The sequence below is a fragment of the Brevibacterium atlanticum genome (assembly GCF_011617245.1).
Lineage (GTDB): Bacteria > Actinomycetota > Actinomycetes > Actinomycetales > Brevibacteriaceae > Brevibacterium > Brevibacterium atlanticum.
Map to the genome: position 1 here is coordinate 1770681 of NZ_CP050152.1, position 22152 is coordinate 1792832.

Consider the following 22152-nt stretch of genomic DNA (forward strand, 5'->3'; position numbering starts at 1 on the left):
TGATGAACCGGTGAGCACTGAAACGAATGCCGTGGGCAACCCCTGGCGAGCCCTGTGGGCCCTCTGTCTCGGCTTCTTCATGATCCTCGTCGATTCGACGATCGTATCCGTCGCCATCCGCGACATCATGGACTCCCTCGATGCGGACATCAACGCCGTCATCTGGGTGACGTCGGCGTATCTGCTCGCCTACGTGGTGCCGCTGCTCATCACCGGCCGCCTCGGTGACCGTTTCGGACCCAAACGGGTCTATCTGGTCGGACTCGTCATCTTCACTCTGAGCTCACTGTGGTGCGGACTGAGCACGAGCGTCGGAGGCCTCATCATCGCTCGAGTCGTCCAGGGCATCGGTGCCGCATCGATGACACCGCAGACGATGGCAGTGATCACGCGGATCTTCCCACCCGATCGGCGCGGTGCTGCGATGGGCATGTGGGGTGCCGTTGCCGGCATCGCCACCTTGGTCGGCCCGATCCTCGGGGGAGTGCTCGTCGATGCGTTCGGGTGGGAGTGGATCTTCTTCATCAACGTTCCCGTCGGAATCATCGCCTTCGTCATGGCCGTATGGCTGGTACCGAGACTTCAGACGCATCCGCACCGTTTCGACTGGTTCGGTGTGGTGCTGTCGGCATGCGGCATGTTCCTGCTCGTCTACGGCATCCAGCAGGCGCATGGTGCCGATTGGGGCCCGCTCATCGGACCGGTGACCGTACCGTTCGTCATCGGCGGGGGAGTCGTGTTCCTCATCGGCTTCGTCCTGTGGCAGAAGGTCAACACCTCCGAGGTGCTCGTCCCGCTCTCGCTGTTCAAGGATCGGAACTTCACGCTCGCGGCGATCGCCATGATCACGGTCGGATTCGGCATCACCTCGATGGCGTTTCCGCTCATGCTGTGGGCGCAGACCGTGCTCGGATACACGCCGACGCAATCGGCTCTGCTGATGGCACCGATGGCGGTCCTCTCCGGTGTGCTCGCCCCGTTCGTCGGTCGCCTCGTCGATCACGGCAGCCCGCGAGTCCTGGCCGGAATCGGACTGGGCTCGTTCTCGATCGCTCTGTTCTGGCTGGGGGCGATTCTTGACGCGCACACATCGCTGTGGGCCATCATTCCGCCGCTTCTGCTGCTGGGTGTGGCGAACGGATTCATGTGGGCGCCGATCAGTTCGACGGCGACGAGGAACCTTCCGCTGCATCATGCAGGGGCCGGGTCGGGCGTGTACAACACGGTTCGGCAGGTCGGGGCGGTGCTCGGCAGTGCGGCGATCGCCGAGGCGATGGAGTCGCGCTTGGCTGCGAATATCGGTTCGTCGACGGGGTCGGTCGGCGGTGCCGGCGCCGAGGCGGGGGCCGGGTCGTCCATCGACGGCGCGGGAGGCGCGTCGGCAGGAATGCCGGACGCGATCGCCTCGGGATTCGCGCATGCGATGGGACAGTCGTTGTGGGTGCCGGCGGCCCTCATCATCATCGGTTTCGTCGCAGTTCTGTTCTTCGAACGGCCGAAATCGCGGGTGGGAGGCTGAATCTTCACTGTCAGGGCGGGCGAGCGCAGCCGATGAGGAGCAGTCGGTCAGGTGCAGTCAGTCAGGTGCAGTCAGGTCCGCGAGGGTCGGAGTAACAGTCTTCATCGACGAGGTAGCGGTGGTATCGGTAGACGTCGATGCCGATGTTGTTGCTGGCGACGTGGGCGTAGCCGTCGATCGGCAGCCATGGTCCGCCGTCGACGGAGAACTCTCCACTGAACGTAGCGGTCATCGACACCGAGACCTTCCCGGACTTCTGGTACTCGTGTCCGATCTGCGGGGCACCTCCGGGTCGCGGTTTCGCCCCTTTCGACGAGGTGGTCTTGCCTGTCTCGTCTCCGAAATCCCAATGGAACTTCTCCGGGGTGACCTTGACGGTGACGGCGTAGGTCAACAGGGTCATGTCGATGTAGCTGACCTCGGTGTTCGTCCAGAACGCGGCAGGTTTGCCGACGACGGCCCAGTCTTTCGGCCAGGCGTAGATCGTCGGGGCCGGAATATCGAAGGTCTGGAACTGCGACTCCGGAATGCGAGTGGGAGGATCCGGGCGGACTGGAGCGGTCGGTCCACCACCGCCACCTCCGCCGCCTGGACCGGGCAGGCTGGCGCAGATGTGTCCCATCTCCTCGTAACTGCAATCGGGGAGTTCGGCGCCTCCGCCGCCGCCACCACCTGAACCGCCACGACCACCGCCGCCAGTGCCTCCTCCACCTGAGCCACCGCCGCCTCCGGCTCCTCCGGAATCGCCGCCTCCGCCGGGCGGGGGAGCGGGAGCCGGGGGTTTGACCACGTTGCACGCACGTTCTTGAAGTGAGCTGCACGCAGGGCCATTCGTGGCATTTGCTGGAAGACTGAAAAAGCACGTCGCCATCACAATGAGGAGTGATAGTGGGAGGACGCGCCCGCTTACTCGCACTTTTTGCTCCAAAGCTCTTGGTTGGAGATCTTCCAGTCGCCATCTTTTAAAGTGGCAGTCTGCAGTATCGTCAGGCTCCGCTTCTTTTGGCTAGGCATAGTCTCACCAACGTTGACCACTGCGTGGTCGGAATCATGAGAGCAATAGAGAATCTGAACGCTTCGCTGTTTGTGGGATTCTGAATCCAGCTCCACTTCATGAATCCGTACGTCGTAGAAGTCGTACTCTCCGGCCATGTACTGGCGTTCTTTTTTCAAATCGTTCGCGCTCTCTCGAAGAGCTTGAAGCGAGTCCCCGTGTGCAAACTTGTCGTCATCATTGGTATCTTCACCGCCGGACGAAAACACCCGATTGATCGTTTCGATGTATCCAACGAACGCCACCAACGCACCGTCCACCGCCTCTTTTTCCTCAGCCGAGAGATCAAGGTCGGTCTCATAGTCGGGGATGTCCACCTCGGCGCCGGCATCGGTGGCATCGTCATCGGGCTCCTGCTCGGGCAGGGTCGATGTCGGCGCGGCAACGGGCGAATTGTCGTCACACCCCGTTAAAGCAACAAGGATGAGGACGGCAGAAAGCACAACAACGATGAAGCCAGGTCGACGAATGTCTCGGGATGGTCCAGTTCTCATTCCACGCCTCTGTGGTCTGCAACTGCGGTGCGAGCCCTCGCCCAGCACCCGGAATCCCTACATTATTCGACAACAGCCCGTTTTAGAACAGGCGAAGTGGAATCTGTGGATAACTTACGCGGGAGTGAGCGACCTACTTCTTTGCCGCCTTCGCGGCCTTCGCCGCAGCCTTCTGCTGCTTCTTGAAAGCGCGTACTTCCTGCAGGGTGACAGCGTCGACGACATCGGCGATGGATCGTCGCGCATCCTCGTCACCGTAGTCACCCGCGGCCTCACGCCACCCCTCGGCAGTGAGCCCGAACTGCTTGCCCAGCAGCGACAGGAAGATCTTCGCCTTCTGATCGCCGAACCCCGGTAGCTTCTTCAGCCGTTTGAGCACCTCGGCTCCGCTGGGATCACCATCGGTCCAGATCGCTTCGGTCTCACCGTGATAGTCATCGACGATGGCAGCGGCCAGCTTCTGCACTCGCGCCGCCATCGACTTCGGGAACCGGTGTACGGCAGGTGTGGCGGCGAACGTGTCGAGGAAGTCGTCCGGATTCATCTCGGCGATCTCTTCGACGTCGAGTCGGCCCAAACGCTCCTTGAGCTTCGCCGGGCCAGCGAAAGCGCTCTCCATCGTCACCTGCTGGTCAAGCAGCATACCGACGAGCAGGGCGAATCGGTCTTCGGTCAGGAGGGCATCGGCCTTGGGATCACCGGAGAGAAACACTGAACTCATTGCTCCATCCTCGCACGCAATCGCCCGTCGATCATCCCCAGTTATCATCGACCCATGATCTGCCCCTGCTCAGGACTGCCCCCAGGCACCGACTTCGACCGATGCTGCCGACCCGCCCTCGACGGTGAGACCTGGCCAGCCACCGCCGAGGCGCTCATGCGCTCCCGCTACACCGCCTTCGTCCGCGGGGACGAGAACCACCTCTTCCGCACCTGGCACCCGAAGACCCGTCCCGCCGACCTCGGCGTCGACGAGCAGACGCAATGGCTCGGTCTCGACATCATCGACACCACCGACGGTGGCGAAGACGATGCCACGGGGACGGTGCACTTCCGTGCGCGATTCCGGGACCACCTCGGCGAACAGGAACTCGAGGAGAACTCGTCATTCGTTCGGAGGGCCGGCCGATGGATGTATCTCGACGCCCTGAACCATTGAGTCGCCGAACCCTGAGTCGCTGACGGCACCGCATTCGAAAACCGGATGCGCGCGTGCCTATACTGGTCTCCGGCGCATCCAACGCCCAGCCGAGGTCGTGGTCCCAGCACATCGACCGCATGGCGAAGGGGAGAGAATCCTCGGACGAAACCGGCACGGTGAGAATTCCTGACCAGGTTTCGTGCTGGGGGAGACTTGGTCGCTGAAGGAAGCGACACCATGACCAAGGACAAAGACTTCAAGAAGCTCGTGCGGGCGCGGATGACAGCGACCGGTAAGAACTTCATGTCCGCGCGCGCGGCCCTGCTCGACTCGCAGATCGATCCCCAGATCGAACGATTCCGCACCAAGACGCTGAGCACGTTCATGCCTGCAGGGCGGATCACGGCCATTCCGACGAAACGTCGAGCCCTCGTCGTCCTCCTCATCGAGGTGCTCCAGGCTTTCGAACCCGATCGGACGTACACAGAGAAGGATGTCAACACGATCCTCCTCGGCTTCCACCCTGACTTCGCCCTCCTGCGGCGCGAACTCATCGACTATCGCCTCCTCGAACGCAACTCCGGCACCGGTAGCTACTGGGTGAACCCGCATCCACGCGTCCATACCGGTTCCCAAGCACAGGAGATGGCGGGGCTCACGGCGTTTCTGCGCTGAGTTCGCGACGGCGTATCCTTGAAGCTCGGACCACCACTGGGCACACACAAGGAGCATCCATGGCCTATCACGCCGATTCGACCGACCTCGACGACAAAGAGATCCTCAGCTGGGATCTGTTCGGCCAGTCGGCGCGCGAGATGGCCCAGACGATCGCGGATTCCGACTATGACCCGGAGATCGTCATCGCCGTCGCTCGAGGAGGCCTGCTTCCCGCTGGTGCCCTGGCCTATGCCCTCGGACTCAAGCTCTCCGACGCCATCAACGTCGAGTTCTACACTGACGTCCACGAGACCCTGCCCGATCCCATCCTGCTCGCACCTATGCTCGACATCGAGGCGATCAAGGGCAAGAAGCTGCTCGTCGTCGACGATGTCGCCGACTCCGGTCGCACCCTCGCCCTCGTGCTCGAACTCCTGCGCAAGCACGGGGCCGAGGCCCAGTCGGCCGTCATCTACGCGAAGTCGGCCTCGATCGTCGACCCCGACTTCGTGTGGAAGCGCACGGATCAGTGGATCGTCTTCCCCTGGTCGGCCGAGCCCCCGGTCGAACCCAGCAAGTGACCTGAGACGGTGACGGAGACACGGGACTTCGTCGCCCCGTGCGGACGGGTCCGCGCCTACTTGAACGGCGACGTGATCCGCGCACGGGGCATCCGCTATGCCCGCGCCGAGCGCTTCCGTCCTCCCGTCGACGAACCGCCCGTCGTCTTCATCGACGGTGCTGATCCGGGACCAGCGAGCCCGCAGCTGCGTCGCGACCCCAACGCGGGGATGACGTTCGACCAGCTCGGCGGGCTTCCCATCAGCGAGGACTGCCTGCGTGTGAGCGTAACGATGCCCCAGGACATCGATCCCAGCGCCGAGGCGGGGCTTCCTGTCCTCGTCTGGATCCACGGCGGTGCCTACGTCGCCGGTGCCGGTGACGCGGAGATCTACGACCCGCACACCCTCGCGGCAGAACAGCACATCATCGTCGTCTCCGTCACCTACCGCCTCGGCGTCCTCGGCTATCTGGGCACGGGCGACCCCGAGCACTCGAACCTCGGCGTGCTCGACCAGATCTCGGCCCTGCGGTGGGTGCAGACCAATATCGCCTCCTTCGGCGGAGACCCGAACAACGTCACGATCGCCGGACAGAGCGCCGGTGCCGACGCCTGCGCCCACCTCATGATCGCCGAGGGAACGGCAGGGCTCTTCCGCCGCGTGCTCATGGCCTCAGCTCCATTGGGGTTGGCCGGCGGCACCGATCCGATGAACTGGGCCATGGCGAAGGTCGCCCAGAGGATCGACCCCGACGCGAGCATCAAAGAGATCCTCGACGCCCAGGAGGAAGTCCACAGAGCGGCCCTCGTCGGGGGCCTGCACGCGGGGATGTGCTTCGGAGTCCACTACGGTCGGCACCCTCTGCCGTCTCGCGCGAAGGCGGCGGCCGCATGGGCCGACGTCGCGCCGAATTTCGACGTCCTCATGACCCGCACCGAACGCGAGATCGCGTTCTTCGCCGGATTCGTTCCGGCCCTGCGCCGGCTGCACAATCGGTCCCTGACCTCGCCGATGCTCGAATCCCTCATCTCCGGCATCACCTCGGCGGTCTACACCCGAGCCGGCCGGGAGTTCTACGACCGACACCGCATGTCCGGCGGGCAGGGCGCACGCCTGCTCATCGTCTCCCGCGGCGACGGCAGCTTCTTCGACGCCGCACATTCGGGTGATCTGCCGCTGATCTTCCCGGGCGAGATCTGGCACGATTCCTTCCTCGACTATGGCAAGACCACCGCCATCGCCGGACCCGAACTGCGACGGGTCTGGGGCCGATTCGCCACCTCGGGGTCGTTGCCGCGAGTGCCCGTCCCGGGGCTCATCGACATCATGGGCTGACGGGGCTGACGTAGTCACCCGGGCCCATCGCACGGACTCGGCCGCACGCGTTCTGACGATGGAGCCGATCGGAGTCGCGTTTTCACAATCCCCGTGTCACCGGCGTCGACTACCGTTGGACCATGGACGCTCACCAGATCTCCGCCGCCCGGCTCATCTCCCAGGGACTCGTCGGACCAGCACCGGAATCACCGACCGGTACGCGACTATCGCCAGCGGGTGCGGTCGTCGAACATCTCGGCTGCGTCCAAGCGCAGGCCCTCGGCGGAGCCTTGGCATCGGTGGCGCTGCGCAGCGGAGACAATCCTTCCTCCGGCCTCGAATCCGTGCGAGCAGCCATCGATGCTGGTGAGGTCGTGCGTTCGTGGACTCAACGCGGCACCATTCATCTCACCACTGCCAAAGACATCGGGTGGATCCTCAGCCTGACCGGCCCACGGACGATGAAGGCCACCGCGAAGCGCCGAGAGCATTTCGGCATCACCGATGCCATGCTCGAGACTGCTGCCGAGCTGGCCACCGACGCCATCCGTGAACGCGGAATGCTGACACGTGAAGAGCTGCTCGAGGCATTCGCCCCTGTGGGGGCCGGCGATGAATACGGTCACGCCCGGTACCTCATCACCTCACTGTGCCTGCAGAACCTCATCGTGCAGGCCCCGATGATCGCGGGCAAGGACGACATGAAGTACGTTCTCACCGCCGATTGGGTGCCGACACCCACCGAACTCGACGCCGAGGCGGCCCTGCACGAATGGATGAGACGCTACGTCCTCAGCCACGGACCGGTGACCATCGACGACGCGACACGGTGGACCGGCCTGCCGAAGACGACGGTGAGAGCCGCCGTCAACGCTGCCGTCGACGCCGGCGAGATCATCGCCACGAAGATCGGCGACATCGACTACGTTCAGGCTCCCGACCTCGACGACCGCTTGGCTGCATGGGAGTCCGACGCCCAGGACACGCTGCTGCTGCCGGGCTTCGACGAGGTCATCCTCGGCTACAAGGACCGCAGCGCCACACTCGACCCGGAACACGAGAAGCTCGTCGTGCCCGGCGGCAACGGAATGTTCAAAAACACTGTCATCAGCCAGGCCCGCGCGTGCGGAACCTGGAGACGCTCACCGCGTAAGAACGGGCCGCGCGTCGTCACCGATGCTTTCCCCGGCCTGAGCGTCGACACCGACGCTGTCGAGGCGGCGGCCGCCACGCACCCGGCCTTCGCCTGATCGGCGTTTCCCATGCACAGGTGGAGAGAACGAGGGCGAACGACGCCGGAAGTCGGCATCATCGTCAACCTCAAACACCACAGCACTCACCGGGCCTACTCGAATCTGGTCGAGGCGATGCGTCCCCTTGATATCCGCTACCGGACGATGACGACGACGAGCGAACGCGACGGTGTATGGCAGGCAGCACAACTCGTGGCGTGGGGTGCCGACGTCGTCATCATCCTCGGCGGCGACGGGACCATCAGGGCAGCCGGTCCGGTGCTTGCCGATGCAGAAACACCAGTGCTCCTCATTCCGACGGGGACGGCGAACGTGCTCAGTCGCCACGTGGGCATCACCTCGACTCGACACGCGATCGCGCACTGCCTGCGCGTCCTCGCAACCGGACTTCACTCGAGCGGAATTAGGTTCGTGCCGATCAATGAGGTCGACATCCGTCACAGCGACGGCAGTCGACGGCAGACGGTGTTCCTCTGCCTCGCCGGCATCGGCGGGGACGCCCGAGCGGTGGCCCGCCATCACGTCGCGCCGGGACTGCTCGGCTACGCCTGGGGCGCGGCCAGGGCGCTCTTCGCCACCGACCTCACGCTCACTGCGGATGGCATCACCGTCGACGGGGAGGCGGCCACGACCGAAAACGCTCGTCGGCCGGAGCGCATGTGGTCGATGATGGCCTCAAAGGTTGCTCGTCCCGCCGGACCGGTCTCGGTCTTCCCCGATGCCCGCATCGACGCTGAGACATTCTCCGTGCTCGGCGTCGGACCTCTGCCCCGCACAGCTGTCGAGCGGATGCGCGCGTGGTGGTCAATCGGCCTCGACTGTCTGAGCGGCAGTCCTGGATCGAACCCGCTCATGGACTGCCGTCAGGCCACCGGAGTCACGGTCCGACTGCGGACCTCGGCGCCGGTGCAGCTCGACGGCGACCTCATCGAGGACTGCGTCGAGCTGCACGTGCGTGCCGGGATGAGGCAGCTGTTGGTGTCAGCGCCGGCGCCGTGAGGTTCCGAAGATGCCGCGGGCGATCTCACGAGCGGCGGTGCGGGTGAACTGTTTGAACGCGGAGGACTTCACCACCTGCGAGAACATGTTCTCGTCTTCCTTCTTCCCCGACTTCTTCTCTGCCGCACCCTTCTCTTCGGGGAAGTCGATCGTGTCCGAGGATGTGGAGCCGCCGGCCGGTTCGCGAGCCGAATCGGCCGATGCCGAGCGCTGCTCTTCCGCATGGGCTTCGGACCCGCCTTCGAGCCGCTTGGCGAGGATCTCGCGAGCGGATTCGTTGTCGATGACGGTGCCGTACTTCTCGTGCTGCGGCGAGGCGGCCACAGCCGATCTGATCTCGTCCTCGCTCATCGGGCCCATCTTCGACTCCGGGGCACGCATCCGCGTCGGTGCCACAGGAGTCGGAGCCCCATCGGGATCCATCACCGTGACCACGGCTTCGCCGGTGCCCAGCGACGTCAGCAGCTCCTCGAGGTCGTAGTCGGACTTCGGGAAGGTCTGCACCGTCGCCTTGAGTGCCTTCGCATCATTGGGCGTATGCGCCCGCAGCTGATGCTGGATGCGGGACCCGAGCTGCGCGAGCACATCGTCGGGCACATCCTTCGGCGTCTGCGTGACGAAGAAGATGCCCACCCCCTTCGACCGGATGAGCCGCACGGTCTGCGTGACGGACTGCAGGAACGCCTTCGACGCATCGGCGAAGAGCAGGTGGGCCTCGTCGAAGAAGAACACGAGGGACGGCTTGTCGGCATCGCCGACCTCGGGCAGGTCCTGGAACAGGTCGGCCAGCAGCCACATGAGGAAGGTGGAGAACAGAGCGGGGGACTGGCTGAGCTTCTGCAGCTCGAGGACGGAGATGATGCCGGCGCCGTTGTCATCGACCCGCAGCAGATCCGCGGTGTCGAACTCGGGCTCACCGAAGAAGACATCGCCGCCCTGCGCCTCGAGTTCCGAGATCTTGCGCAGGATGACACCGACGGTGGCCTTCGACGCTCCGCCGATGCCTTCGAGATCCTCCTTGCCCTCGGCCGAGGTGAGGAAGGTGAGCACCGCCTTGAGGTCCGAGAGGTCGAGCAGGGCCAGTCCGGCCTGATCAGCGTAGTGGAAGACCAGCGAGAGCACGGACTCCTGCGTGTCGTTGAGCTCGAGCACCTTGGACAGCAGGATCGGTCCGAAGGAGGTGACAGTGGCGCGCAGCGGCGTGCCGAGCCCCGAATCGCCGAGAGTGTAGAACTCCGTGGGATTGCCTCTCGGCGCCCAGTCCTGCCCGGCGGCGTCGAGGCGCTTGCGCAGCTTGTCCGACTCGACGCCGGCAGCGCCGACGCCCGACAGGTCGCCCTTGATGTCCGAGGCGAACACAGGCACACCTGCCTTCGACAGCTGCTCGGCGAGCACCTGGAGCGTCACGGTCTTGCCCGTGCCGGTGGCACCGGCGACGAGCCCGTGTCGGTTGAGCATGGCCAGTGGGATGGAGATGGGGGTGTCCTTCGACGGCTCCTCACCGTCGAGGGCGACCCCGAGCTCCAGGGTCTCACCGTCGAATGCGTATCCGTCTTTGAGCGTCTGCAAGGCTTCAGCTGTCATGGCTCAATCTTTGCACAACGGCGCCGAGGTGGTGGAGGAATTGTGCGTGCAATCGTGGATCCCCGCCCAATTCCGGATGGAAGCTGCCGCCCCACACGTGTCCCTGTCGCACGAGGACGGGCTGACTGTTATGCGAGGCGAGCACCTCGACGTCCGATCCGATGTCGAGGATCTGCGGTGCACGGATGAACGTTCCGTCGAAGGACTCGTCGAGGCCCGAGACGGTCAGCGGCGCGGTGAACGACTCACGCTGGCGTCCATAGGCGTTGCGAGCCACGGTGATGTCGAGCCCGCCGAGGCGGCCGTACCCTCCCAGCGAATCATCGCTGAGGCGGTCGGCCAGCAGGATGAGGCCGGCGCACGTGCCGAATACGGGCAGGCCGTCGTCGATGTGTGTCCGCATTTGGGGGAAGAGGTCCGTGCCGTCGGCGATGCGCACCATGGCCGTCGATTCCCCGCCGGGCAGGACGACCGCGTCGAGATCGGTCAGGTGCTCGGCCCGGGTGACCTTTCGGGCCTCGACGCCCAGGGAGCCGAGCACACTCAGGTGCTCACGGAAAGCTCCCTGGAGGGCGAGGACCCCGATTCTCACCATCCGCGTTCGGCCAGTCGGTGAGGGGCAGGCACGTCGGCGACATTGATGCCGACCATCGCATCGCCGAGTCCGCGGGAGGCCGCGGCGACTGCCGCCGGGTCGTCGTAGTGGGTGGTCGCCTCGACGATGGCCTTCGCTCTGGCCTCGGGGTTGCCGGATTTGAAGATGCCCGAGCCGACGAAGACGCCGTCGGCGCCGAGCTGCATCATCATCGCCGCGTCCGCGGGAGTGGCGATGCCGCCGGCGACGAAGGTCACCACGGGCAGTCTGCCGAGGCTCGCAACCTGCTTGACGAGGTGGTAGGGAGCCGCGATCTCCTTGGCTGCGACGTAGAGCTCGTCCTCGCTCTTGGCCGTGAGCGCACGGATCTCGGAATTGATGGTCCGCAGGTGGCGCATCGCCTCGGAGACGTCACCGGTTCCGGCTTCACCCTTGGACCGGATCATCGAAGCGCCCTCGGTGATCCGGCGCAGAGCCTCGCCGAGGTTGGTCGCACCGCACACGAAAGGCACCTGGAAGACGGACTTGTCGATGTGGTTTACGTAGTCGGCGGGAGAGAGGACCTCGGACTCGTCGATGTAGTCGACGCCGAGATTTTCAAGGATCTGTGCTTCGACGAAGTGTCCGATGCGGGCCTTGGCCATGACCGGGATCGACACCGCGTTGACGATCGAGTCGATGAGGTCGGGATCGCTCATCCGGGCGACTCCGCCCTGGGCGCGGATGTCGGCGGGGACGCGTTCGAGGGCCATGACGGCCGCCGCGCCGGCGGCCTCGGCGATACGGGCCTGCTCCGCGTTGACGACGTCCATGATGACACCGCCCTTGAGCATCTGCGCCAGGCCGGTGTTGAGGAGGGTCTGAGTCTCGGTCATTGGGTTCTTCCATTCACTCGTGCGGTCACGATCCCGGTCGACCATGCGCACAGCGTCGCCTCGCCTCAATCAGTGGCGAGTCGATGCGGTCGGATGTCGGGTCGATGGATCGGATGATGACAGGGGTGAACGGCCGTTCGCTTCCAGGCTAGAACGAGATGTGGCTTATAAAGAGGGCCAGCAGAGTTTCAGTATTTTAGGCCAGTCTGCCTCGGCAGAACTATCATCGTGCCATGGGAGCGCGGAGCGAACGAGTGCAGGTGATCGGTGCCGGCAGCAAGGACAAGGGCCGGGCCGAAGGCATCGCCCTGCCGTTGAGCGTGGACAAGCGCGTGGCTACTCCTCTGCCCGATCAGATCGCTCAGGGACTGCGAGCCCTCATCGCCGATGGGACGTTGCGCCCTGGTGATGCGGTTCCGTCGAGTCGTCGCCTTGCCGGCCACCTCGGCGTCTCTCGCGGCAGTGTCGAGACCGCCTATGCTCAGCTCGGGGTCGAAGGATTCCTCCTCGGAGCGGAACGCTCTGCGACCCGGGTCAACCCGGACCTGCCCGCCGCAGCACGGTCACCGCAGCCCAGACCCCGTGTTCCCACTTCGCCGAGGCGGCGCCTGCGCAGCTACATCGACCTCCGCCCGGGTTTCGGTGGTGACGATCCGCTGCGTGAACCCGCCTTCCGGAGGGCGTGGCGGGAATCGCTCGACCTCGATCCCGGACCGATCGACCCAGTGGGCCAGCCGGGTGCCCGGTGGGCCATCGCCGACTATCTACGGCTGGCTCGGGGGATGACCGTCGATCCCGACGAGATCATCCTCACCAGCGGTTCCCGGGATGGTCTGCGCCTGCTGCTGGGCATCGGCGTGAACGGGTCGATCGCTGTGGAAAATCCCGGATTCCCTGGCCTGCGGCAGGCGATGGCCGACCAGGAACTCGTGCCGCTCGACGTCGCCGAAGAAGCCCCGGCACCGGTCGGGGTGGGTGCCGCCGTCGTGACCCCGAACCACCAGTTCCCGCACGGCACCCCGATGCCTGTCGATCAGCGTGTACGCCTCCTGGACTGGGCAGCGGAGCACGACATCATCCTCATCGAGGACGATTACGACAGCGAAGCGCGCTTCACCCGCACAGTGCTGCCGACACTCTACGACCTCGCCTCGTCGGCAGGAAGCCCGGCGCAGGTCGTCCATATCGGCACGTTCTCGACCCTGCTCACCTCGTCGGTGTCGACGGGATACCTCGTCAGTCACGGCGAGATCGCCGACCGCCTCGTGGAGATGCGCACGGCGCTGGGCCCGGCGTATTCACCGATCCTGCAGACAGCCATCGGGTCGTACCTGGGATCAGGGGGACTGCGCCGACGGATCTCTCGCGGACGGCGCCGCCTCAGAGCCGCTGAGCAGGTCGTCGCCGAGGTCGGAGAGATCCCCGGTCTCGTCCACGAGGGGCGCACCCTCGTGATCGAGACGAGCCGTGACGAGGCCGCGTGGCTGTTGCGTCGATTGGCTGATCGCGGGATCCTCGTCGCTTCGTTGGCCCGTGGTTGGACCGGCGGGGATGAGGCCCGCCACGGACTCGTCATCGCCCACTCGAATGTCGAGGCCGAGGTGCTGCGGAACGCACTGACAGTCGTGCAGTCCCTGTTGAGTAGGATCGAGTCATGAAGAGGTTCGGTTTCGTTGCCGACGGCGTGTTCAAACTGCTTGTCGCCGTGGCAATCGTGGTGTTCATGCCCGCACTCGAGGAGTTCTTCCTCTCGCCGAGGTGGCTCGTCATCGTCGCTGCCGTACTGCTCTTCCTCAGCGCTGCCACGGAGATCTCGTTCGGAGTGCGCAAGGGGGAGAAGCGCTACGTCAGACACCTGGCGATCTTCGACAGCCTGTGGATCATCGCGACGGTTGTCGGCATCGTCTTCGCTTTCGCCGGAAACGCAGCCGCCGGCTATGTCTGGTTCGGCTACACGGGATTGGCTTCGCTGTTCCTCGCGGTGGTCTTCACCACCGGAGCGAACGGCCCGGACTTCGGCGACGACGAGAACGGCACGGATGCCGGAGAGCACGAGGGCGGCACCCAGCGCTGAGAAACGCGACGCTGGGACTCTTGAACGCCGCACGCTCTGGCACCACAGCGGGCGCGATAGCACGCTCGTTCAAGGCGCAGCGCGTCTGTGGAACCGTGCGCCGATCGACAACAGCGCTCCGCCTTGATCGAGCGTATGGCGCCGCTGGCAGGTTCGAACGCCGCTGGGACGCTTGAACGACGCCGCTGCAGATGCCGTGGCAGCAGCGCCGGCGGGGTGGGCGGCGGGTCAGCGGTTGAAGGCGATCGCGGCGCTGTAGCCCGCAGGGATCCCCTCGCCGAGGTCGTGGATGTCGACGTCCGGGTGCGGTGAGTCCGGCTGTGCGCCGGTGCCGATGTAGTCCATGCCCGGATCTCTCGCCAGGCCGGTGCTCAGCGCCTTGAGGAACGCCTCGGTGCGCGCCCATACCCGGACGAAGCTGGCAGCGAGCTCGTCTTCCGGCAGCGCCTCAAGTTCGGCGCGCTCCTTGACGTGGAGCAGCTGCATCGCCTCGGCGGCCACAGCGTGTTCGGGGACTGCCTCGAGGTCGATTCCCACCGGATCCTCGGACACAGCCACGAGCACGAGGCGGCGGGCCCGGGTGACGGAGAACTCGCAGTCGTCGACACGGGGTTTGCCCGCCGAATCGAGGCGGATCTCGATTCCGGCCGGATCCCGCTCGAGATGGGCGCCGAGGACGTGGCGCAGGACGACACGACCGGCAGTCCAGGTGGCGGCCGCCTCGGCATCGAATTCCTTCGCGTAGTTGCGCTCCTGCTCGGTGAGCACGGAATCGTCCTCACGAGTCCAAGCGGCAGATGCCGCGGTGTCCGCGAGGACGAGGGCAGTGGGAAGATCGGTCGGCAGCTCGGTGAAGCTGGAGTGGAACGGCATCGATCAGCGGCCCAGCGCCTTGTGGATCTTCTTCAGTTTGCGGTTGAGGACGAAGATCCGCACCGAACCGATGATTCCGGCGATGAGGATGCCGCCGATCGCGGCGAAGAGCATGGCCACGCCCAGCGGCAGTTCGAACTGCCAGCCGAAGTATTCGAACTCCGCAGGCACGTTGTTCTGCAGGATGAAGATGAGGAGCAGGACGACGATGATCGCGCCGAGGATGAGGGAGACCCACATGCCTGCCGACATTCCGGGTCCGGCCTGCGTCGACGGCAGCTCGCCGGTCTGGGGCTGTGACTGTTCGTCGGTGTGACCGGCAGGCGCCTGCGACTGCTCGTGCGGGGAGATCTCACGAGTGTCACCGGCACCGAGGTCGGCCTCGGTGGAAGTCTCTTCCCCGAGCACGGAGTCGGTCTCGGCCAGGAGCTCTTCGGGCGTCTGCGATTCGCCGCGGGGGTCTTGAGTACTCATGCGCCCCATCATAACTGCTGATGGGGCGCATGAGTCGGGGTGTGAGACAAGTGTTCGGAAACCGTTGCCCAACGCTTCTCACATGATGCCGATCAGGAGAGAGGCGGTGTCGATCAGAGGATCAGACCGTCTTGCTCAGGGAGGAGATGATGTCGTTGAGCGTGGCCGACGGACGCATCGCCGTGTTGACCTTCTCATCGTTCGGGTAGTAGTACCCACCGAGGTCGACGGGGCTTCCCTGCACCTCGAGGAGTTCGTTCGCGATCTTCTCCTCATTCTCGGTCAGAGCCTTCGCCACGGGTGCGATGGCCTCAGCGAGTGCCTCGTCGGCGGTCTGCTTCGCCAGCTCCTCCGCCCAGTAGAGGGTGAGGTAGAAGTGGCTGCCGCGGTTGTCGATCTCCCCGACCTTGCGCGACGGCGACTTGTTCTCTTCGAGGAACCTGCCCGTAGCGGCGTCGAGGGTGTCGGCCAGCACTCCGGCTCGCTCGTTTCCGTGGACGTTGAACTCGTGGCGGAAGGATTCGGCCAGGGCGAGGAACTCACCGAGGGAGTCCCAGCGCAGGTGGTTCTCCTCGACGAGCTGCTGGACGTGCTTGGGAGCCGAGCCGCCGGCGCCGGTCTCGAACAGCCCGCCGCCGGCGATGAGCGGGACGACGGAGAGCATCTTCGCCGAGGTGCCCAGTTCGAGGATCGGGAACAGGTCGGTGTTGTAGTCGCGGAGCACGTTGCCGGTCACCGAGATGGTGTCCTTGCCCTCGCGGATCCGGTCGATCGAGAACTGGGTCGCATCGACGGGGTTCATGATCCGGATGTCGAGGCCCTCGGTGTCGTGGTCCTTGAGGTACTCCTCGACCTTCGCACGGACGTTGTTGTCATGCGCGCGGGTCTCGTCGAGCCAGAACACGGCAGGGGTGTCGGACAGGCGGGCACGGGTCACGGCGAGCTTGACCCAGTCGCGGACCGGGATGTCCTTGGTCTGGCAGGCGCGCCAGATGTCACCGGCGGCGACCTCGTGGTTCATGAGCACATCACCGGAGGAGTCGACGACCTCGACGACACCGGCCTCGGGGATCTCGAAGGTCTTGTCATGGCTGCCGTACTCCTCGGCCTTCTGCGCCATGAGACCGACATTGGGCACGGTGCCCATGGTCGTCGGGTCGAAAGCGCCGTTGGCCTTGCAGTCCTCGATGACGGTCTGGTAGACCCCGGCGTACGAGGAGTCGGGGATGACGGCCAGGGTGTCCTGGGTTGCGTCGTCCTTGTTCCACATCTTTCCGCCGACGCGGATCATCGCGGGCATGGAGGCGTCGACGATGACGTCGGAGGGCACGTGGAGATTCGTGATGCCCTTGTCGGAGTTGACCATGGCCAGGTCGGGTCCCTCGGCCAGGCCCTTCTCGATTCCGGCCTTGATGCCGGCGGCGGCGTCGGCAGGCAGGGCGTCGAGCCCGCCGAGGATGGCGGCCAGTCCGTTGTCGGAGGTCAGTCCCGCCTCGGCGAGGACCTCGCCGTACTCGGCGAAGACGGCGGGGAAGAAGGCTTCGATGACCTTGCCGAAGAGGATCGGGTCGGAGACCTTCATCATCGTCGCTTTGAGGTGGACGGAGAAGAGGACTCCGGTCTCCTTGGCGCGGGTGATCTGCTCCTTGACGAATTCGTCGAGGGCGGCGACGTTCATCTTCGTCGAGTCGATGATCTCGCCGTCGAGGACCGGCAGCGATTCCTTGAGCACGACGGTCTCGCCGGCGGCGGTGCGCAGGCGGATGGACAGCGTATCGTCGCCGTCGATGATGACCGACTGCTCGTTGTCGCGGAAGTCATCCGAACCCATGGTCGCGACCTCAGTCTTCGAGTCCGCTGACCATTCGCCCATCGAATGCGGGTGGGCCTTGGCGAAGTTCTTCACAGCCTCCGGAGCGCGACGGTCGGAGTTGCCCTCGCGCAGAACAGGGTTGACGGCCGAACCCTTGACCTTGTCGTAGCGGGCGCGGACATCCTTCTCCTCATCCGTCGCAGGCTCTTCCGGGTAGTCGGGCAGATCGTAGCCCTGGCCCTGCAGCTCGGCGATGGTGGCCTTGAGCTGCGGCACGGAAGCCGAGATGTTGGGCAGCTTGATGATGTTCGCGTCCGGAGTCTGGGCGAGAGCACCCAGTTCAGCCAGGGCGTCGCCGACCTGCTGATCCTCGGGGAGACGGTCACTGAACTGCGCCAGCACGCGCGCGGCGAGAGAGATGTCCCGCGTCTCGACATCGACACCGGCCGAGGTGGCGAAGGCTTCGATGATCGGTTTGAGCGAGTATGTCGCCAGAAGCGGTGCTTCATCCGTGCGCGTGTAAATGATTTTAGCCATAGTGATGGACTACTCCGCATCGTCTTGGGGTTTGTCACAGACATCTTACCTTCCGGACGATTTTGGTAGTCGGTACGGGCCGATGACTGTGCTCACACCTGCCCTCACCGCCCAGCCGTCGCCTCACCCGGTAGTCTTCTGTGTCGGCACGGACAACAGAAAGAGGACGACAGTGGCCAAACTCTACTTCCGCTACGGGGCGATGAACTCCGGCAAGTCGACCGCTCTGCTCCAGGCCGCCTTCAACTACGAAGAACGCGGACAGCGGGTCCTGCTGGCCAAGCCGGTCATCGACACGAAGGGAGCCTCGGAGATCGTCTCCCGGCTCGGCGTCACCCGGGGAGTCGACTTCCTCATCCCTGAGGACGGCGATGTGGAGACGATCTACGCCGAACACGCCGACTACGTCGATCACGACGCTCTGCTCGAGTCCATCGACGCCCCGAAGACCCCGGTCGCGTGCCTGCTCATCGACGAAGCGCAGTTCCTCACCCCGACTCAGGTGGATTCGCTCATGCGCATCGCCACCTATGCCTCGGTGCCGGTGATGTGCTACGGAATCCGCACAGATTTTCAGACGCGAGCATTCCCCGGTTCGGCCCGCCTGCTCGAGATCGCCCACACCCTCGAAGAGCTCAAGACGATCTGCCGGTGCGGTCGGAAGGCGATGTTCAACGGTCGCCTCGTCGACGGGGAGTTCATCTTCGACGGCGATCAGGTCGCGATCGACGGCAACGCGGTGACCTATGAGTCGCTGTGTCCCCGCTGTTATCTCGACTTCTCCGGCGGTAGGCTGATCACGGAAGACTCCTGACGATCCCTTCATCCTGTTCGACCCGATGTCCCGCCGGTCGACCGACCCTGCCGAGGAGCCTGATATGCGCATCGCCATCCGTGCCTTCAACGACAATCCCGGTTCTCCCGTCCTCGTCTTCGGCAATGCGCTGGGCACGAGGATGTCCTTGTGGTCCTCCGTGGCCGCACGGCTGACCGACGACTTCCAGATCTACCTCTCCGACCTGCCCGGGCACACGCTCCCGGCAGAAGATACACTCGCCGAGGCGGCCGCACCGCTGACGCTCGATGAGCTCGCTTCCGGTCTCGTCGAGTCCCTCTCAGGGATCGGAGTGGAGACCTTCGCCTACTGCGGAGTCTCGATCTCCGGCGGCATCGGCCTCACACTCGCCCTCAACCATCCCGACTCCCTGACCGGGCTCATCGCCTGCGCGACGGCCGAGAAGTTCGGCACACCGGAGTCCTGGGACGAGCGCATCGAACAGGTGCGCACCGACGGCACCCGCGGACTCGTCGACGACACCGCCGACCGCTGGTTCGCCGCAGGATTCCTCTCCGAAGACATCGCGACGGGTCACCTCGTGCTCACCGACCTGGCACTGCTCGACGATGCGGCCTACATCGCGGCCGCCTCTGCGCTCAAGACCTACGACGTGAGCGGATCGCTGCAGGCGATCACGACGCCGACCCTGTTCCTCGCCGGAGCCCAGGATCCCGGCTGCACCCCGGAAGCGATGTCGGCGATGGCCGACCGAGTCGACGGTGCACGCTTCGTCACGGTTCCCGACTCCGCGCATCTGCCGATGGTCGAACACCCCGACATCGTCGTCGACCATGTGGCTGAGTTCTGCAGCGGACTCGGCGAGGACGACGCGGTCCGGAATGTGACGGACACTGTCTGACCTGGCCGCGAACTGGCAGACTTGAGCCATGACTCAGCTGTTCGAACCGCTCACTCTGCGGGGCATCGAGATCCCCAACCGCATCTGGCTGGCCCCGATGTGCCAATACTCCTGCGAGGCCGAGGACGGCATGCCCGGTCCGTGGCATCTCGTCCACCTCGGGGCCAGAGCACAGGGCGGGTTCGGACTCATCCTCACCGAGGCGTCCGCCGTCGTCCCCGAGGGGCGCATCTCTCCACAGGACGCGGGGATCTGGAACGACGAACAGGCCGAATCCTGGTCGGCCGTCGTCGACTTCGTCCATTCCCAGGGCAGCGTCATCGGCGTCCAGCTCGCCCACGCCGGCCGCAAGGCGAGCACCTACCGTCCCTTCGCCGGCGAGCCCAAGGGCAGCGTCGCCGAATCCGACGGCGGATGGCCGACGCTCGGCGCCAGCCCGATCGCCTACCCGCAGCTGGCCGAACCGACGGAGATGACGAGTGAGGACATCGCCGAGGTGGTCGCCGCCTTCGCCGCCGCCGCACGCCGTGCGATCGACGCCGGGTTCGATCTCGTCGAGATCCACGCCGCCCACGGCTATCTGCTGCACTCCTTCCTCTCACCGCTGTCGAATCAGCGCACCGACGACTACGGCGGTGACCTCGCTGGACGCTCCCGCATGCTCAACGAGGTGTACGCGGCCATCCGCGCCGAGGTCGGCGAGGAGGTTCCCGTCTTCGTGCGCATCTCGGCCAGCGAATGGCACGAGGGCGGCTTCGACGTCGCCGAGGCGGCTGAGGTCTCCCGCGGCCTGTCCGAGGCAGGCGTCGACCTCATCGACGTCTCCTCCGGCGGGAACTATCCCGTGCGGATCCCCATCGGCCCCGGATATCAGGTGTCCCTGGCCGCTGCAGTTCGTGCCGAGGGCGTGCCGACCGGCGCCGTCGGACTCATCACCGACCCGCAGCAGGCCGAGACGATTCTCAGCACCGGCCAGGCCGACGCGATCTTCATGGCCCGCGCCGCGCTGCGCGAACCCTCGTGGCCGCAGAAGGCCGCCCACATCCTCGGTGTCGAACCCGGTCCCTATCCGCCCCAATACACGCGCGGAGCCTGGTGAAGCGTCAGTCCACAGCGAAACGTCGGATCACAGTGAGAAGAGGAGTACGGAAATGAACACGATCGAGACCGAACACGTCGTCATCCGCTGGGCAGCGGTCTCCGAGATGGAGAACAACGTCTACCTGATCACGGCGAAGGAGACCGGTTCCCAGGTGCTCATCGACGCCGCTGACGACATCGATGCGATCACCGACCTCGTCACCGCCGGAGCCGCGGACACCGAAGCGCAGCCGGAGCTGCGAGCGATCATCACCACCCACCAGCACTGGGATCACATCCGCGCTCTGCCGGCCGCCGCGGCGAAGTATCCGGAGGCGATGACGATCGCAGGAGCCGACGATGCGGCCGCCATCACCGAGGCCGAAGGCGTGGAGATCGCACATTCGGTCGACCACCTCGACGTCGGAGACTTCGGCGGGTTCGTCCTGCAGGCGATCGGGCTGCGCGGGCACACCCCGGGCTCGGTCGCGCTGCTGCTGCGCGACGGAGGGAAGTCGATTCTGTTCTCCGGGGATTCCCTGTTCCCCGGCGGGCCGGGCAAGACCTGGTCGCGGGAGGACTTCACTTCGCTCATGGACGATCTCGAGGAGCGGGTCTTCACAGAGCTGCCCGATGACACGCTGGTGCTGCCGGGCCACGGTGCCTCGACGACCGTGGGTGAGGAACGCCCGAAGCTGGGGGAGTGGCGCGAACGCGGCTGGTGATCAGCTCGGCAGAGCCGCGATGCCGAGCACTGCCCAGACGAGAGCGAGCAGGCCTGCGACGATGATGCCGAGGTTCCACTCCCGCTGGATCGTCCGCTTCCCGCCGGGGTTGGCCAAGTCGTCGTCGCTCAGCCCGGCGTAGCGGTCGAGGACGGTGTCCACAGCCGGATTCGGATCGTCGACGAGCCGGCGCATATCGTGCTCGTCCTTCTCCCATCTCTTCCCCTTGCCGGCCAGCGGCCACGAGGAGAAGGTCTTCTCATGCGTGCGTACTCCGAGGCCGAAGTGCGTGTCGAAGCCGTCGACGAGGTTCCACGGCACGGTCACGGTCTGGAGCGGATTGACGAGGACGAGCTGGCGATGGTGGAGCTCGACCCGCGGGTACCGGTAGAGCACGTAGACGAGGACGCCGACAGCGATGGGGATCCCGGCGATGGCGAGCCCGCGCAGCGTGAAGTCGCCGATCGCGATCGAGACGACTCCGAGAGCACAGAGTCCGCCGACGATGACGAACAGCACGGTCGAACTCGTCGTCCTCACGGACGTCGGCTGAAAACCCGCTGAATTGCGATCCATCTCACTGTTAACCACCTGTCCATCCTATCCATTGAGACTTGAGATTTCTTGGATGTTTCCTTGGTCTCGAAACGGTAACGATTCGGATTTTCGCTCATTATGTGGACTCGGTCACAGTCGCGGGTGAATTAACTTTGAGGCAATCCATGTGAAAAGCATGAACGCGATCACATCCGGGTCGGATCATTCCGTTCGGGACGCAGTGATCGGAATGCACCCCGGTCCGGGGTGCACATTCGAGGGTGACTCGCC

At 65.1% G+C, this 22152-nt stretch carries 23 protein-coding genes; 13 read left to right on the forward strand and 10 right to left on the reverse strand.

What is annotated here, in order from left to right:
• The first annotated feature begins 10 nt into the window (after positions 1 to 10).
• Positions 11 to 1519 carry a DHA2 family efflux MFS transporter permease subunit gene (locus GUY23_RS07855; RefSeq protein WP_228282795.1) on the forward strand — a complete coding sequence of 503 codons (1509 nt, stop codon included), beginning with the start codon at positions 11 to 13 and terminating at the stop codon, positions 1517 to 1519.
• A 61-nt stretch (positions 1520 to 1580) separates the two neighbouring features.
• On the opposite strand, the gene GUY23_RS07860 is transcribed toward GUY23_RS07855, so the two are convergent.
• From GUY23_RS07860 to GUY23_RS07870, 3 genes are all read right to left on the reverse strand, one after another.
• The gene (locus GUY23_RS07860; protein ID WP_166971226.1) at positions 1581 to 2141 is read right to left on the reverse strand and encodes a hypothetical protein; all 561 of its coding nucleotides are present in this window, start codon (positions 2139 to 2141) and stop codon (positions 1581 to 1583) included.
• A 284-nt stretch (positions 2142 to 2425) separates the two neighbouring features.
• Positions 2426 to 3067: a hypothetical protein gene (locus GUY23_RS07865; protein ID WP_166971228.1), complete on the reverse strand. Its 642-nt coding sequence runs from the start codon at positions 3065 to 3067 to the stop codon at positions 2426 to 2428.
• 133 nt (positions 3068 to 3200) lie between these two features.
• On the reverse strand, positions 3201 to 3788 hold the full coding sequence (locus GUY23_RS07870) for an HhH-GPD-type base excision DNA repair protein (protein WP_166971230.1): 588 nt from the start codon (positions 3786 to 3788) through the stop codon (positions 3201 to 3203).
• Between the two features lie 54 nt (positions 3789 to 3842).
• Here GUY23_RS07870 and GUY23_RS07875 point away from each other — a divergent pair, with 54 nt between their 5' ends.
• The 6 genes from GUY23_RS07875 to GUY23_RS07900 all read left to right on the forward strand — a co-directional run bounded on the left by GUY23_RS07875 (position 3843) and on the right by GUY23_RS07900 (position 8997).
• A complete protein-coding gene (locus GUY23_RS07875) occupies positions 3843 to 4226 on the forward strand; it encodes a YchJ family protein (RefSeq protein ID WP_166971232.1) in 384 nt (127 codons plus the stop codon).
• 219 nt (positions 4227 to 4445) lie between these two features.
• Positions 4446 to 4883 carry a DUF2087 domain-containing protein gene (locus GUY23_RS07880; RefSeq protein ID WP_166971234.1) on the forward strand — a complete coding sequence of 146 codons (438 nt, stop codon included), beginning with the start codon at positions 4446 to 4448 and terminating at the stop codon, positions 4881 to 4883.
• 59 nt (positions 4884 to 4942) lie between these two features.
• On the forward strand, positions 4943 to 5446 hold the full coding sequence (locus GUY23_RS07885) for a phosphoribosyltransferase (protein WP_166971236.1): 504 nt from the start codon (positions 4943 to 4945) through the stop codon (positions 5444 to 5446).
• A gap of 9 nt (positions 5447 to 5455) precedes the next feature.
• Positions 5456 to 6763 (forward strand): carboxylesterase family protein, encoded by a 1308-nt coding sequence (locus GUY23_RS07890; protein WP_166971238.1) that lies wholly within the window; start codon positions 5456 to 5458, stop codon positions 6761 to 6763.
• A 122-nt stretch (positions 6764 to 6885) separates the two neighbouring features.
• Entirely contained in the window at positions 6886 to 7995 is a 1110-nt protein-coding gene (locus tag GUY23_RS07895) for a winged helix DNA-binding domain-containing protein (RefSeq protein WP_166971240.1), read from the forward strand.
• A gap of 12 nt (positions 7996 to 8007) precedes the next feature.
• Complete coding sequence (locus GUY23_RS07900; RefSeq protein WP_166971242.1) at positions 8008 to 8997, forward strand: diacylglycerol/lipid kinase family protein; 990 nt, start codon at positions 8008 to 8010, stop codon at positions 8995 to 8997.
• Here GUY23_RS07900 and GUY23_RS07905 read toward each other — a convergent pair.
• Genes GUY23_RS07905 through pdxS form a run of 3 tightly spaced genes read right to left on the reverse strand, consistent with a single transcriptional unit; the run spans position 8980 to position 12051 of the window.
• Positions 8980 to 10581 carry a helicase HerA-like domain-containing protein gene (locus GUY23_RS07905; RefSeq protein WP_166971244.1) on the reverse strand — a complete coding sequence of 534 codons (1602 nt, stop codon included), beginning with the start codon at positions 10579 to 10581 and terminating at the stop codon, positions 8980 to 8982. The genes GUY23_RS07900 and GUY23_RS07905 overlap by 18 nt on opposite strands.
• Positions 10571 to 11176 (reverse strand): pyridoxal 5'-phosphate synthase glutaminase subunit PdxT, encoded by a 606-nt coding sequence (pdxT, locus tag GUY23_RS07910; RefSeq protein ID WP_166971246.1) that lies wholly within the window; start codon positions 11174 to 11176, stop codon positions 10571 to 10573. Before pdxT ends, GUY23_RS07905 begins: the two co-directional genes overlap by 11 nt.
• A complete protein-coding gene (gene pdxS / locus GUY23_RS07915) occupies positions 11170 to 12051 on the reverse strand; it encodes a pyridoxal 5'-phosphate synthase lyase subunit PdxS (protein WP_166971248.1) in 882 nt (293 codons plus the stop codon). The genes pdxT and pdxS overlap by 7 nt, the downstream gene beginning before the upstream one ends.
• A 233-nt stretch (positions 12052 to 12284) precedes the next feature.
• Here pdxS and pdxR point away from each other — a divergent pair, with 233 nt between their 5' ends.
• Complete coding sequence (pdxR, locus tag GUY23_RS07920) at positions 12285 to 13709, forward strand: MocR-like pyridoxine biosynthesis transcription factor PdxR (protein ID WP_166971250.1); 1425 nt, start codon at positions 12285 to 12287, stop codon at positions 13707 to 13709.
• Positions 13706 to 14125, forward strand: a complete 420-nt coding sequence (locus GUY23_RS07925) for a hypothetical protein (RefSeq protein ID WP_166971252.1) — start codon at positions 13706 to 13708, stop codon at positions 14123 to 14125. The genes pdxR and GUY23_RS07925 overlap by 4 nt, the downstream gene beginning before the upstream one ends.
• A 228-nt stretch (positions 14126 to 14353) precedes the next feature.
• On the opposite strand, the gene GUY23_RS07930 is transcribed toward GUY23_RS07925, so the two are convergent.
• The 3 genes from GUY23_RS07930 to GUY23_RS07940 all read right to left on the reverse strand — a co-directional run bounded on the left by GUY23_RS07930 (position 14354) and on the right by GUY23_RS07940 (position 17822).
• Positions 14354 to 14998: a 4'-phosphopantetheinyl transferase family protein gene (locus GUY23_RS07930; RefSeq protein WP_166971254.1), complete on the reverse strand. Its 645-nt coding sequence runs from the start codon at positions 14996 to 14998 to the stop codon at positions 14354 to 14356.
• A 3-nt stretch (positions 14999 to 15001) separates the two neighbouring features.
• Positions 15002 to 15472, reverse strand: coding sequence for a LapA family protein (locus tag GUY23_RS07935; protein ID WP_166971256.1), 471 nt, complete (start codon positions 15470 to 15472; stop codon positions 15002 to 15004).
• 121 nt (positions 15473 to 15593) lie between these two features.
• On the reverse strand, positions 15594 to 17822 hold the full coding sequence (locus tag GUY23_RS07940) for an NADP-dependent isocitrate dehydrogenase (RefSeq protein ID WP_166971258.1): 2229 nt from the start codon (positions 17820 to 17822) through the stop codon (positions 15594 to 15596).
• A gap of 172 nt (positions 17823 to 17994) precedes the next feature.
• On the opposite strand from GUY23_RS07940, the gene GUY23_RS07945 reads away from it, so the two are divergent.
• From GUY23_RS07945 to GUY23_RS07960, 4 genes are all read left to right on the forward strand, one after another.
• On the forward strand, positions 17995 to 18636 hold the full coding sequence (locus tag GUY23_RS07945) for a thymidine kinase (protein ID WP_166971260.1): 642 nt from the start codon (positions 17995 to 17997) through the stop codon (positions 18634 to 18636).
• Positions 18637 to 18700: 64 nt separating this feature from the next.
• Positions 18701 to 19519 carry an alpha/beta fold hydrolase gene (locus GUY23_RS07950; RefSeq protein ID WP_166971262.1) on the forward strand — a complete coding sequence of 273 codons (819 nt, stop codon included), beginning with the start codon at positions 18701 to 18703 and terminating at the stop codon, positions 19517 to 19519.
• Positions 19520 to 19547: 28 nt separating this feature from the next.
• Complete coding sequence (locus tag GUY23_RS07955; protein ID WP_166971264.1) at positions 19548 to 20618, forward strand: NADH:flavin oxidoreductase/NADH oxidase; 1071 nt, start codon at positions 19548 to 19550, stop codon at positions 20616 to 20618.
• Between the two features lie 52 nt (positions 20619 to 20670).
• Positions 20671 to 21324 carry an MBL fold metallo-hydrolase gene (locus GUY23_RS07960; protein ID WP_166971266.1) on the forward strand — a complete coding sequence of 218 codons (654 nt, stop codon included), beginning with the start codon at positions 20671 to 20673 and terminating at the stop codon, positions 21322 to 21324.
• Here the strand turns inward: GUY23_RS07960 and GUY23_RS07965 are convergent, their stop codons facing one another.
• Positions 21325 to 21864, reverse strand: coding sequence for a hypothetical protein (locus tag GUY23_RS07965; RefSeq protein WP_228282796.1), 540 nt, complete (start codon positions 21862 to 21864; stop codon positions 21325 to 21327).
• Positions 21865 to 22152: the final 288 nt, after the last annotated feature.